The sequence below is a fragment of the Chryseobacterium sp. PTM-20240506 genome (assembly GCF_048296755.1).
Lineage (GTDB): Bacteria > Bacteroidota > Bacteroidia > Flavobacteriales > Weeksellaceae > Chryseobacterium > Chryseobacterium proteolyticum.
In genome coordinates, this window is sequence record NZ_CP182581.1 from 1,326,581 (window position 1) to 1,340,267 (window position 13,687).

The window sequence follows — 13,687 nt, forward strand, 5'->3', positions numbered from 1 at the left end:
GCATTATGGCGATAGCGCTTCTGATAGCGTATACATCAACAAGAAGGAAACATTAGAAAATGTAAACAAAAACCCACTCAAAAGATGAGTGGGTTTTATATTTATTGTTTAGAACTTTTCTGTTACATATAAGCTTCAATAGGCTCACAAGTACAAACCAGGTTTCTATCTCCATAAGCTTCATCCACTCTTGAAACAGAAGCAAAGAACTTATGATCTCTTACCCAGTCAAGAGGATAAGCTGCTTTCTCTCTGCTATATGGTTTATCCCATGAATCAGAGATAACAAGCTGTTCTGTGTGCGGAGCGTTTTTCAATACGTTATTTGCCGGATCAGCTTCTCCGTTGGCAATCTCATCAATTTCTTTTTTGATAGCAATTAAAGCTTCTGCAAAACGGTCAATTTCAGATTTACTTTCAGATTCAGTAGGCTCAATCATCAATGTTCCTGCAACAGGGAAAGATACGGTAGGAGCATGGAAACCATAATCCATTAATCTTTTAGCTACGTCAGCCACCTCAATTCCCAAAGTTTTAAACTGACGGAAATCTACGATACATTCGTGAGCTACTTTTCCATTTTTGTTTGAATATAAAATTGGGAAATGCTCTGCTAAAATCTCTTTCAGATAGTTGGCATTCAGAATAGCATGCTCAGTAGCTTTTTTCAATCCTGAAGCTCCAAGCATCTTAATGTATGCATAAGAAATATTAAGGATCAATCCTGAACCGTAAGGAGCTGCAGAGATTCCTTCAATAGCTTCTTTAGTTCCCACTTTAATGTTGGCATTGGTAGGCAGGAACGGCACCAAATGTTTTGCAACACAGATTGGTCCTACTCCAGGTCCTCCACCTCCATGTGGAATAGCAAAAGTTTTGTGAAGATTCAAGTGGCATACATCCGCTCCGATGTTTCCAGGACTTGTATATCCTACCTGAGCGTTCATATTGGCACCATCCATATATACTTGTCCGCCATGCTGGTGGATAAGATTGGTAATTTCAATAATGTTGGCATCAAAGAATCCGTATGTAGACGGATATGTAATCATTACACATGACAGGTTTTCAGAATGCTGTTCTGTTTTAGCTTTTAAATCGTCGAAATCAATCTCCCCGCTTTCAAGGTTTTTAACTACTACGATCTTCATTCCCGCCATTGCCGCAGAGGCCGGATTTGTTCCGTGTGCAGACTGAGGGATCAATACTACATTTCTATGACCTTCTCCTCTTGAAATATGATATTCTCTGATGACCATCAATCCTGCATATTCTCCCTGCGCACCAGAATTTGGCTGAAGTGAAGTTCCTGCAAAACCGGTAATTTTAGCCAGATCTTTTTCTAATTCACGGATCATTTCCTGATACCCTCCTGCCTGATCTACCGGTACAAACGGGTGGATACTTCCCCAGTTATCCCACGAAAGCGGAAGCATTTCAGTTGCAGCATTCAGTTTCATTGTACAAGAACCCAGTGAAATCATTGAATGCGTTAATGATAAATCTTTTCTTTCCAGACGTTTGATGTAACGCATCAACTCTGTTTCTGTATGATATTTATTGAATACTTCTTCCGTAAGAATCTCATCTTTTCTCAAATTCTCTTCAGGAATACTGTATCCTTCTTTTATTTCAAGTTTGAACGTCTGCTTATCTTTGAATTGCGCGAAAGAAGCCATCAGAACATTTAGTTTTTCCAATGTTGTACTTTCATTGATAGCAATACTTACAACTCCTTCTGTGAAATAGTTCAGATTAAGCTTATGGTCAAGCATCATTCTTGACAATCTTCCTTTTTCATCTTCACTCATCTCAATTTTTACCGTATCAAAGATAGGTTCCTCAACAGTCTGATACCCTAAAGCTTTTAAACCTCCTTTCAGAGCATTGGCTTTAAAATGAATCTGGTCAGCGATATAATTCAATCCTTTAGGACCATGATATACGGCATACATTCCAGCCATTACTGCTAAAAGTACCTGAGCTGTACAGATATTGGAAGTTGCTCTTTCTCTCTTAATATGCTGTTCTCTGGTCTGTAAAGCCATTCTTAAGGCACGCTTTCCATACATGTCCTGAGAAACTCCGATGATTCTTCCCGGAATATCTCTTTTATAATCTTCTTTACAAGAGAAGAATGCTGCGTGAGGTCCTCCATAGCCTAATGGAATACCAAATCTCTGAGTAGTCCCTACGGCACAGTCAGCTCCCATTGAAGCCGGTGATTTCAACTTAACCAAAGCCATTGGATCACAAGCCACAGCAACCTGAAGGTCTAATTTCTTGTATTCTACAATGTCCTCTGTATAATCCAGAACAATCCCGTTCTTACCAGGATATTGCAATAGAACTCCATAATAGGATCCATCTAACTGGTGGGTTTTATGATCACCTTCTACGATTTCTATACCAAGTCCTTCTGCCTTTGTCTTTAAAACGGAAACCGTTTGAGGCAAAACAAGATCAGAAACAAAAAACTTATTTGCATCGACTTTTTTCTGGTCCTTTGTTCTGTTATTAAAGAACATATGCATTGCTTCTGCAGCAGCAGTAGATTCATCCAGCAATGAAGCATTTGCCAAAGCAAAACCTGTAAGATCACAGACAACAGTCTGGAAATTCAAAAGAGCTTCCAATCTCCCCTGAGCGATTTCCGCCTGGTAAGGTGTGTAAGCTGTATACCAGCTTGGGTTTTCAAAAATATTTCTTTGAATAGCCGATGGTAAAAGCGTATTGTGATATCCAAAACCGATATAACTTGTATAATCAGTATTTTTTGAGGCCAATTCTTTTGAATGAATAAGCATCTGATATTCTGAAAGCGGTTCGGAAATATCAAGGTCTTTTTCTAAACGGATAGAAGAAGGGATGGTTTGAGAAATTAACTCTTCGATACTTGAAACGCCGACTCTTTCTAACATCGCCTGCTTATCGGCTTCATTAATAGAAATGTGACGGCTCACAAACTGTTCTGTATTCATTTTTTTTATTAGATTTTGTTTGTAAAAAAGATGGGTAAAATTACAATTTTTTAAGGGATTCTACAATAGTCAAAAATTACTGACAGATATTGATAATTACTATTATTCCATAAACGTGTGTTTAAAAAAACAAGGGCACGAATACAAAAAATACAAGAAAAATTTCACGCCATTTTTTCTAATTTTTATTTCATAATTCTAATAAAATACGGAATACTTAATGGGTAAAACTCCTTTTCATAGAATATTTATACTTTTCATTTTTACAAGGACTAAAATTTTCAACAAATACCCACAGAAAATAATTTTGTAGTTTCATCCGAAAATTTAGAAATACAAGTCCGATAAGAAGGTAAGCCCTACACCAATCAATATCATTCAGCTCCTATGAATACATAAACTACACAATTAAAAAATCAAAAACACAACACAATGACGAAAAAAAAACACAAAAGGCTGATGGTCTCATTTATCTTTATATCCCTATTCAACGTAAAAGGCCAGGTAAAAATAATAACCCGGCAGTCAGGAGGGTCATCTCCTGAAAATTCGGGTGATACATGGTCTGCCTACGTAAAAGGCTTTATTCAAACCGATGCCATGCTCGATTTTCAGGAAATGGGATTTAAAGACGGATTCATAGCTCCTTCTATAGCAATACCCCAAAACAATTCGGTAAACAGTAACTTCAGCATTAAACAATCGCAAATAGGCTTTGGAATAAAACAGATGGATGAAAATGGAAATTCGGATCTGTCGGCTTACACAGAAATCGATTTCCTGGGTCCTAACGGAACTACTGCCCCAAGGTTTCGCCAGGGCTATATCAAATGGAAGAAATTATTGATCGGACAAACCTGGAGTAATTTCAGTGATTTTGATATTTTCCCCAATATTTTTGATTTTGTAGGGCCTAACGGAACCATGTTCATCAGAACGGTTCAGATCCGCTATTCAACACCTTTATCGAAAAAAGAAAGTCTTTCCCTTTCTCTGGAAGATCCTGATGCGGCGAGCATATTTCTTCCTAATAACGCTCCGAACTGGAAGAAGAAATCTATCCTTCCTATCTTCACAGCTGTATACAGATATGGCAATACAAGAGACTACTGTAAGCTGGGAACAATGGTTTCACCCATAAGCTATGAAATAAAAAATGATGAACAAAAGCACACGGATGCCAATACAATTCTCGGATACAGCGGAATGGTTTCTGCCCGGCTTTATAGTGGGACATTAAGTAATTTCAGATTCCAGTCTTCATACGGAAAAGGATATTCCAGCTATAATGTAGTTTTAAACGGTGAAAAATATGATGCGATCCCGGATATGGCCAACAACAGGCTGGTGGCTTTGAATTTATTCAATATTGTAGGCATCTATGAACATTGGTGGAATCCAAAACTGAGCTCGGTCATTTATTACAGCTTCTCTCAATTGGGAAGGAAGGATTTTGTTCCGGATACGATGATCCATAATTTCCAGAATTCAGGAATTAACCTGGCCTTTCAACCGCGTAAGAAACTAAGAATGGGTATCGAAGGAACTTACGGAATGCTGAAAAACTTTGGTCGGCAAAAAGCAAATATATTCCGGATCCAGCTTTCATCTTCTCTTTCTTTTTAAAAAACATTGTTAAAAAGGGGTAATCATAAAGATTTCAACAAACTGATTTTCAGTGATAAAATTTTTATGAAAATTTATTAATTATATTTATTCTAAATTAATATATTTGCAACATGAATATGATTACCCCTTTTAAAGTACCGCCCTTAAGCCCTGTATATTCTTTTAATAATGAAGATATGTATTGCGAAAAAAAATCCTGTTGCAAGAAATTCAAAAAAGGAAAAAGATGTAAAAAGTGTCCGGGAAGGAAAAAAATGGCTTAATCTAGCTAAAACTTTTTATCAGAAAATAACCGGCTAAAACCAAAAGTATAACCGCCGCAATAATCTGAATAACTTTCGGCTGTCCCTTAGGATTCACGGCTGTCCGTGGCTGACTCTTAAACAGATCTTCGGCGCCACTTCTAAATTTCTCCGTGTTACTTTCAAACACTTCCGTAATCGTAATTCCCTGCACCACCGTTTTGTGTAATAATGAATTGGTTGCGTGCAGCAAAAGCTGGAATTTACCATCTTTAAATTCCGTAATCTTAAACGTCCTTTCACCATAAGCCTTTTCCAGTCCAAACGGAAGAACCTTTACCACATCAGCATTACTTGTCTGCCAGTTGATAATGATCTCTTCTCCTTTTTTAGCATGAATTTTATTAGAGGTAAACGTTTTAATCGCCGGTGGAACATTATACCTGAAACTCTTCTGATGACTCTCCAAATTCTGATCATAAGCCCGTCTTCTTGAAGAATCGCTGAGCGTTTCGTAGGCTTCCTGAATTTCACGGAACCGGTCTGCAAAAAAATCATCATTTTCATTCTTATCCGGATGATATTTTAATGATAATTTTCTATAAGCCTTTTTGATGTCTTCTTCTGAAGCATCCTGAGAAATACCGAGAAAATAGTAGTAATCTTTCATGTAGAACCCTACAAAAGTAAGAATTTATTTTTCTAAATACCCTTAAACATATACGATTTTTGTCATTGTAAACTAAGGGATTATTTCTTTATCCTCACTTTCAAGATACTCTGGACATGTCTCAAAGCTCAGGTTGGTTTAAAAGATTACGGAAAATAAAAGACTTTTGTTATCTTCCAATCTGCAGAGACGAAATCTCCTGCTTTGTCAATCTCTATATTCAAAATTTGATTAAAAAATTACGGCGCGGGAAGCAAAGCTTCCCGCGCCGTAATTAAACAATTTCAATTGAGTAATGATGATTAAGCTTTCGCTGCTTCATGTCTTCTGTGGCATCTGGATTTAAATTCTTTTTTGAATTTTCCTTTTAATTCCTCATACTGCTCATTATTCATTTCTCTGATTTTATCTGCAAGCCCGAAAGGTGATCTTTCTTTGATTCCGTATTCATCAAAAATACCTCTGATAAATCTTTTTCTTTCTGCCATTTTTTTGACTGCTAATGCTACGCCTACTACAGCTAATGCTCCAAGAGCACCTTTTAATACTGAATTTTTCATTTTTTCAAAATTTTAAATTTTACTACTTCTTGTTTTTTATAGAGACGAATGAATTTTAATTTTACTTTACTACTTCTTTAAAAATTTCAAACTATTCGTTATTTCTGTTATGTCTGTTAAAGAATCCGTTTTCGCATTTGCTTCTCCAGACTTCTTTAAATTTTTCACGTTCTTCGGGAGACAAATGTTGCATTCTTTCTCTCATCTTTCTTTCTTTAAAGTCCCGCATTCCTTTTCCGAAATGGAAACCTCCGAAAAGAATTTTACTTAATATCAGTATCCCCATCGCCTGCCAGTAGCTAATTGATTTTACTCCTAAAATTTCAGGCAAAAGGCAGTTCCAAAGCGACATTACAATCCATGTAACGGCTAAGAGAATTAATGGTGGACATAGAATTAAAAAAATCCAGCCTTTTTTGTGTTTATGATTCATAATATCTTCTTTCTAACTATTTAAATCTTCGTATAATTTTCTTAATCTGTTTCTTAAATGCTTTACTGCATAGTTCTTTCTGCTGATGATGGTTTTTATATTTTCCCCTTGTTCATCCGCGATTTGCTGGAGGGTCTTGTCATTCAGCTCGTTTTCCGTATATACCAATCTTTGTTTCTCCGGAAGCTCTTCTAAAGCTTCGAATAATTTCTTCCAGATTTCATCCTGAAACATTTTCACTTCCGGACCGGCACTTTCATCCATCAATAGAATATCCTTGATGGAGAAGTCGCCATCTTCATCTTCGTATACAAAATCTTCAAGATTCTCGGTTTTCTTTTTACGGTAACGGTCGGTAATTTTATTGGCAGTCACCCTGTACAGCCATCCACCAACGTTTACAATCTCAGACAGATTGGTAATACTGCTGAACTGATACCAGACTTCCTGCAGAATATCTTCTGCATCTTCTGTATTTTTCACTTTCGGACGAATGAAAGACATCAGTTTTCCTCCGTAGCTCGAAACGGTTTGTGAGATGATACTTTCTTTCTCTTTCTGTGGCATTGTTATTTTTTCGACAACCTCCATACTCACATGACGATCATCTGTTTTGTTTTACTTTAATAAATTTAAAATATTTTTTATCAAATATTCACTTTTCTTTTGCTAATCATATTTTGACTCATAGATCTTAATAAGCATGGTTCATTTTACATTTCTATACTTTTTATCCTGAGTAAAAGAAAAGGACGGAGCTAAAATATACTCCGTCCTCTTATAAAAGTTTATCTATGTTGTAATTATTTATTAAAATTCTCAGCAAAAAAACCAAGCATATACTTGTATAGTTCCAATCTGTTGGGTTCTTTTCCAAAGCCATGTCCTTCATCATATTTTACCAGGTAAGGAATTTCATATCCTTTTGCACGAAGTGCTTTCACGATCTGATCGGATTCATTGATATTTACTCTTGGATCATTCGCTCCCTGAACTACAAAAAGAGGCTTTTTAATTTTATCAATCTGAAAAACGGGAGATACTTCTTTTGCAATTTTTGCTTCCTCCGGATTGTCCAGATCATACCATATCTGTTTTACCATTTCTTTATATGGCTTCCAATACTCCGGAAATGAGTCAAAGAATGTAAAAATGTTTGAAACTCCAACATAATCCACTCCGCAGGTATACAGGTCGGGTGTTTTTATCAATCCCATCAAAGTAGCGTATCCTCCGTGGCTTCCTCCATAGATGGCTATCTTATCTTTATCTGCCCATCCCTGCTCTATGACATATTTTACTCCATCTTCTACATCATCCATTGCTTTTCTGCCGATTTGCTTATAGCCGGCTTTCTGAAATCCTTTTCCATAACCACCCGAAATCCTGAAATTAACCTGTAAAGTAGCATACCCGCGGCTCGCGAAAAGCTGTGTTTCAGGATTGAAGCCCCATTCATCACGGATTCCCTGAGGACCTCCATGAGGATTCACAATTAAAGGAACCTTTTTTCCTTCTATGGCAGCTTTCGGCAGTGTTATATATCCGTGAATCGTCAGTCCATCTCTGCTTTTAAACTGTATAGGACGCATTTCAGCCATATCTTCCTGCTTCAGCTGAGGCATAAGATCATAAAGAAGGGTTGTCTTTTTCGTCTTTGGATCATATTCATAATAGGTCCCGTACAATTTATCACTGCTCACAATAACCAAAAGTTTGTTATCATTATCATCTGAGGAAACGACATAAAACTGTTTATCTCCAAATTCTGATGTCAATTGAGCATGAACATCTTTATAAAATGCACTCACGGGAATCGTTTCATTTTTATCTCCGGTATAGCTAATGTAATCCAGCTCATAATTCCTGTTCTTACCTGCAATGCTTATTGAGCTTACATCAAAAACAGGGTTAGAATAAACTTCTTTTATTACGGAATTTTTTTTCAGGTCATACAATACGATTTTTGCCTTATCACTATCCAGGTTAGAAACAACATAAGCATCATCTTTATTTTCTGAATGGTCATTAAATCCAATAATAGTAAAAGTATCGGACCAGTCGGTTTTCTTGATCAGATTAAACTTGCCGGTCTGTGTGTCTTTATAATAAGTATGAGTAGTCAAACCGTTAACCAGGATTGTATAGCCTCTTAAATTACCTTCTTTATCAAAGATATAATCATCTATAGGGTTCTTAGGATCTTTATTTTCATACAACTGAACCATATCTCCTGTCACGAAATTAATCTTATAAGGTTCAAAGATCTGTTTGTTGTTTTTATTCATGGTAACTACCACGAAATCCGTATCTTTTATTAATTTAACCATACCTAGTGTTACTCCTTCAAAAGGGGTAAGGTCTTTCAGATTACCTCCATCAAGATCTGCAGCATACAAATGAATATTTTCATTTCCTCCTTTATCCTGGGTAAAGAACAGTCGGTTTTTATTCAGCCATCCATAGCTCTTGATCAGATCTTCCTTCTCCTCAATAGCTTTCGTAACTTTTCCAGTTTTTAAGTTCTTTACATAAACATGATTCTTGCTATCCTTGTCTTTTTCTTTATAGGATAGGAAATTGCCATCGGGAGAAATTTTAAATTGTGACGCTTTTGGCCTTGCAAAATAATCCTCTACTTTGTACTTAAATGTTCCTTTATCATAGGAGATAAGCTTATCAAGGTTCGCTTTGGCAGTTGGCAGGGTGGCATCACCCGGTAATTTGGCAGTTGTGTTTTGTGCATTGATCATAATTGTAGACATCGCAACCTGAACGGTTATTATAATTTTGGTTTTCAGTTTCATGACTTGGATTGATTTGAATTAAAAACATTAGCAAAAAAAGATGCTCTATAAATTAGACGTTTATATAACGCAAATGTTACATTTTTTCTCTCTTTTATGTGAAAAAAAAATAACGAAGACTGACTTATCTCCGTTATTTTTTATAATTACACTATATTTTTAATTTAAATAAATTCCAAAATACCATGTCCAGGCAATCAGTATGATCTGCATGGGAAGCCTTTCTTTGTATAAATAAGACATTCCCGGCCCCGTATAATCACCTTTGAAAAGATTAACTTTTTTTCTTGAGGAATTAATATTGGCAATAAAAACCAATACATAAAATATAATCAGCAAAATTGCCGTAGTTTCACGTAACGATGGTATCATCAAACCGATGCCGGCAGCAATTTCAATAATTCCCGTAGCGTATATCCAGAACATTTTAGCAGGTATAAAATCAGGAATCATCATTGCCATTCCCTTTTGGAATTTAAAATGAGCAAAGCCGGTAAACAGGATAAAAACAGCCATTCCCAGATTTCCGGAAAAAAGAAAGTTCCATTGTCCCTGAAACAGCTTTGTCCCGACCAAAGCTATAATAAACGTAACGAAAAGAATAGATAATAGTTTCATTTTTTTAAGGTACTACAGATTCAAAATTTATTTCTGTATAGTTACATAAAAATAAAACAAAAATCCTCTATATTCATCCTAACCTGTTTGGGGAAACTATTTAATTCATAATTAATTTTTCTCTGCAAGATTTTTTACAACTTCCAGTCCTTTTGTAAAACCCATATTTAAATGGTCTTTCCAGCTTTTCTCAACCTGGACTTCAGCATGGAGTTTTGTTTTTCCATCAAAATCAATAAGGATGTATTTTTCAAAGGAGCCACTCCATTCTTTTACTTCCTTACTCTCTGTATCTTCCACTCCACCTTTCACCATGCCCAGATGTTTAAATATAACCTCATGCGGCTCATTGAGACTATCAATAGTAGATACCATTCCCTCATTATTAGGATCCAGGAAATACGTTTTTCCACCGACTTTCCAGTCAGATTTCATGTGAGATCCCGGACTGAAAAACTGAGTCCATTCAGTGTAGGTTTCTTTTCCCCATAAAATATCCCAGACCTTTTGTAAGGGAGCATTAATAACGATTTCGTATGATAAAGTTTCCATATTATATTTTTAGGTGATTTTAGTAGATCATAAAATTACAGCTGATTCTGGGAAAGATTTTTTATAATCTCCAGGGCTTTAGGAAATTTCTCTTCAAAAAACCCTTTAAATTCTTCAGGAGTCTGAATTTCACATTTTAAAGATGTTCCTTCATCGGTCTCTTTCAGGAAATAGGACTCTGTTGCCTCCCCCCATTCCTGAGGAGCTTCAACTCCGGCAACAATTTCTCCAAGGTGAAGAAACCGTATTTCTTTATTAGGTACATTTTTTTCCACCTTACTAAACATTCCATTATTATTGGGATCAAGGAACTTTACAATGCTTCCTTCTTCAAGATTTCCCTGATAAAATGATCCCTCAGCAAAAACTGCTGTCCATTGTCTGTAGGTTATTTCACCCCAAAGTACACTCCATATTTTTTCAGGAGTTGCATTGATTTGTATTTCGTACGATAATTTTTCCATGTTATATATAATATTTAAGTGATTGTTCTAAAATTGGCAGCATTCATTAACCTCCTACAAAATCCCCTCCGTTGATATGAATGATTTCTCCGGTAATAAAACTTGAATCTTCAGAAGCCAGAAAAACATAAGCCGGTGCAACTTCAGAAGGCTGTCCAGCCCTTTTCAGGGGATTATCTTTACCGAATGTAGAAAGGTCATCAAACGTTTCTTTTACCAGCGGTGTCCAGATGGGTCCCGGAGCAACTCCATTAACCAAAATTTTCCGGTCAGCAAGATTGGTTGCCAATGACCGTACAAATGTTGCAATAGCTCCTTTTGTTGCAGAATAATCAATCAGGTGATCACTTCCACGGTAAGCAGTGACGGACGTGGTACAAATAATTCTTGCTCCGCTTTCCATGACTGATAGAAAATCCCTCGTCAAAGCAATCATTGAAATAATATTTACATTAAAGGTCTCAAGGATCTGCTGGTCGGATATTTTCTCAATATCATCTTTAGGAAATTGTATTCCGGCATTATTGACGAGAATATCAAGGGTCTTCCACTCCTTTTTTACCATTTCAATACATTTAGTTCTGAAAGTTTTTTTGGAAACATCACCCTTGAGTAAAATACATGACCGTCCTTCTTTTTCTACCAGCTTTAAAGTTTCGCGGGCATCTTTATCACTTTCTTTGTAAATAATGATTACATCCGCTCCTTCTCTTGCAAAATGCACCGCTACCGCTTGTCCTATTCCGCTATCTCCACCCGAAATCACGGCTTTCTTATTCAGAAGTTTTTTACTTCCCAAATAGTTTTCACGAATGATCTCGGGAAACATGCCCTCTTTGGGTACTTTAGATTTGGATTGTGATTTGTTCTGTGTTTTCATATGCCGATCTTTTATAAACAGCATCAAACAATAAGCCGAAAACACTTTATGATTTATAAGCCACTTCTAAATCTTCTATAATAATTTTCTGCATTCGCATCATGGCCTGCACTACTTTTTGAGCTTTACCCTGATCGGAATCATTCATTAATTCGATCAGTCTTTTGGGTACTATTTGCCAGCTGACACCGTATTTATCTTTTAACCATCCACACATACTTTCTCTTCCACCTCCTGAAATCAAGGTGTTCCATAAATGATCTGTCTCCTGTTGGTCGTCGGTCATAATCATCATAGAAACCCCTTCATTGAAATCAAACTTATGATCATAAGAAGAGTCCATACAGTACAAGCTGTATCCGTCTATTTTAAAGCTGGCATGTTGTACGTTTTCGGGATTTTCATTGGATTCACCCCCATCTTTATATTTCATGACATTTACAATGTTTGAATTGGGAAAAGTATGGGTATAAAATTCCATTGCTTCCATTGCTTTACCATTATTATCATGCATGAACATTAATGTCGGCACCACCTTCTGATCACCATCCTTTTCGCCGAAAAGCAATTGCCAGTTCACCCCATAACGGTCACTCAACCATCCGAATTTTTTACTCCATGGATAAGAATCCAGTGCCATTAAAGCAGAACCACCATCAATAAGATGATCCCAATATCTTTGTACTTCATCTTCTGTTTCGCAGATTACCATGAAAGAGATGGAAGGATTTTTTTCAAATTGAGGGCCACCGTTAAGCAGCATCAACTTTTGCCCGAATAATTCTACATTCATTACAACTGGTGTATCTGCTGTAATTCGTCCATTAAATACTTTGCTGTAAAATTCTGCAGCCTCTTTAGCCTCTCCGTCGCACCAAAGGCACGGAAAAATATCGTTATTCATAATTAATTTTTTTAGGGTGATTGATATTGTTTTATTTTGTAGTAACGGATATGCTGTTCTCTTACCGAACTAAAACCAATTCCTTATTTCGATATCACTTTTAACAGCCAACTGCATATCGATGACGTTATAGTCTAATGAAAATATACCTTTATAAAAAAGTTCATTCCTTATTCAGATTGAAAATATGAACCGCATGCGAAAGAACTGACAAGCTATTATTCTTTAAACTCTTTAAAGTAAATCTGATGCTCGTGCATATAAATCTTAAGCTTTTTTAAAGTGTTCTTTCCAAACCCATGAAGCTGCAGGATTTCCTCCTCAGAATAATCTGATAATTTTTCCAGGGAATCAATTTTCTCTTTTTCTAAGGCACGTCTTGCAGGCATGGAAAGAACGCCTTGCAGAAAAGTTCCGGGAACAACATGATTAACAGCACAAATGGAACTTAAACATTTTGCCATTATGACTAAATTGATCATGATTGTTAAGAAATTTAATGATTTTCAACATATTTATGGAAATTATCGAGGATCGCATACCAGCCATCCCTTTGCATTTCCACAGAATTTTGTTTTTCAGGATCAAAAATTTCGGTAACCTTTGTTGTATTTGCATCAATACTGTCAAAGATCACTTCCACATTTCTGCCATCTTCCAAATGATACTTGATCCTCTGATTCGGAATAACCACATCATAAGTCCCTTCAAAATCGAATCCGAAACTTTTATCTTTGGCTTCCATTCTGTTTTTGAACTTGCCTCCTACTCTCAGATCATTTTCAGAACTTGGGCATTGCCAGCTTTCATGAGCAAAGTTCCATTTTGTAATATGGTTGGGAGTATTAAAATAATCCCAAACTTTTTCAACTGGAGCTAAAATGGTAATGTCTATTTTAATGGGTTCCATAGTTATATTTTTGTGATTGTTGTAAAAACAGGGCAAC

14 protein-coding genes are annotated in these 13,687 nt (G+C 36.2%); 1 reads left to right on the forward strand and 13 read right to left on the reverse strand.

Features of this window, described 5'->3' with window-relative positions:
* Nucleotides 1–122: 122 nt before the first annotated feature.
* Nucleotides 123–2,981 (reverse strand): aminomethyl-transferring glycine dehydrogenase, encoded by a 2,859-nt coding sequence (gcvP, locus tag ACNFU2_RS05815; protein ID WP_345987899.1) that lies wholly within the window; start codon nucleotides 2,979–2,981, stop codon nucleotides 123–125.
* Nucleotides 2,982–3,413: 432 nt separating this feature from the next.
* On the opposite strand from gcvP, the gene ACNFU2_RS05820 reads away from it, so the two are divergent.
* Nucleotides 3,414–4,607 (forward strand): DcaP family trimeric outer membrane transporter, encoded by a 1,194-nt coding sequence (locus ACNFU2_RS05820; protein ID WP_418124096.1) that lies wholly within the window; start codon nucleotides 3,414–3,416, stop codon nucleotides 4,605–4,607.
* A 267-nt stretch (nucleotides 4,608–4,874) separates the two neighbouring features.
* Here the strand turns inward: ACNFU2_RS05820 and ACNFU2_RS05825 are convergent, their stop codons facing one another.
* The 12 genes from ACNFU2_RS05825 to ACNFU2_RS05880 all read right to left on the reverse strand — a co-directional run bounded on the left by ACNFU2_RS05825 (nucleotide 4,875) and on the right by ACNFU2_RS05880 (nucleotide 13,650).
* Nucleotides 4,875–5,522, reverse strand: coding sequence for a J domain-containing protein (locus ACNFU2_RS05825; protein ID WP_273648306.1), 648 nt, complete (start codon nucleotides 5,520–5,522; stop codon nucleotides 4,875–4,877).
* A gap of 302 nt (nucleotides 5,523–5,824) precedes the next feature.
* Entirely contained in the window at nucleotides 5,825–6,082 is a 258-nt protein-coding gene (locus tag ACNFU2_RS05830; protein ID WP_172278806.1) for a hypothetical protein, read from the reverse strand.
* 91 nt (nucleotides 6,083–6,173) lie between these two features.
* Nucleotides 6,174–6,515 carry a hypothetical protein gene (locus ACNFU2_RS05835; protein WP_172278808.1) on the reverse strand — a complete coding sequence of 114 codons (342 nt, stop codon included), beginning with the start codon at nucleotides 6,513–6,515 and terminating at the stop codon, nucleotides 6,174–6,176.
* 12 nt (nucleotides 6,516–6,527) lie between these two features.
* A complete protein-coding gene (locus tag ACNFU2_RS05840; RefSeq protein WP_228456954.1) occupies nucleotides 6,528–7,082 on the reverse strand; it encodes an RNA polymerase sigma factor in 555 nt (184 codons plus the stop codon).
* Nucleotides 7,083–7,318: 236 nt separating this feature from the next.
* Entirely contained in the window at nucleotides 7,319–9,322 is a 2,004-nt protein-coding gene (locus ACNFU2_RS05845) for a prolyl oligopeptidase family serine peptidase (protein WP_418124098.1), read from the reverse strand.
* A gap of 159 nt (nucleotides 9,323–9,481) precedes the next feature.
* Nucleotides 9,482–9,940 (reverse strand): DoxX family protein, encoded by a 459-nt coding sequence (locus ACNFU2_RS05850; RefSeq protein WP_418124100.1) that lies wholly within the window; start codon nucleotides 9,938–9,940, stop codon nucleotides 9,482–9,484.
* Between the two features lie 111 nt (nucleotides 9,941–10,051).
* Complete coding sequence (locus ACNFU2_RS05855) at nucleotides 10,052–10,492, reverse strand: SRPBCC family protein (protein WP_273648309.1); 441 nt, start codon at nucleotides 10,490–10,492, stop codon at nucleotides 10,052–10,054.
* A 35-nt stretch (nucleotides 10,493–10,527) separates the two neighbouring features.
* A complete protein-coding gene (locus tag ACNFU2_RS05860) occupies nucleotides 10,528–10,956 on the reverse strand; it encodes an SRPBCC domain-containing protein (RefSeq protein WP_172278817.1) in 429 nt (142 codons plus the stop codon).
* Between the two features lie 46 nt (nucleotides 10,957–11,002).
* Nucleotides 11,003–11,836 (reverse strand): SDR family oxidoreductase, encoded by an 834-nt coding sequence (locus ACNFU2_RS05865; RefSeq protein ID WP_418124102.1) that lies wholly within the window; start codon nucleotides 11,834–11,836, stop codon nucleotides 11,003–11,005.
* Between the two features lie 46 nt (nucleotides 11,837–11,882).
* Nucleotides 11,883–12,740, reverse strand: coding sequence for a VOC family protein (locus ACNFU2_RS05870; RefSeq protein WP_418124104.1), 858 nt, complete (start codon nucleotides 12,738–12,740; stop codon nucleotides 11,883–11,885).
* A gap of 218 nt (nucleotides 12,741–12,958) precedes the next feature.
* Nucleotides 12,959–13,204: a DNA-directed RNA polymerase subunit alpha C-terminal domain-containing protein gene (locus tag ACNFU2_RS05875; protein WP_273648312.1), complete on the reverse strand. Its 246-nt coding sequence runs from the start codon at nucleotides 13,202–13,204 to the stop codon at nucleotides 12,959–12,961.
* 32 nt (nucleotides 13,205–13,236) lie between these two features.
* A complete protein-coding gene (locus tag ACNFU2_RS05880) occupies nucleotides 13,237–13,650 on the reverse strand; it encodes an SRPBCC family protein (RefSeq protein WP_172278824.1) in 414 nt (137 codons plus the stop codon).
* Between the last annotated feature and the right edge of the window lie 37 nt (nucleotides 13,651–13,687).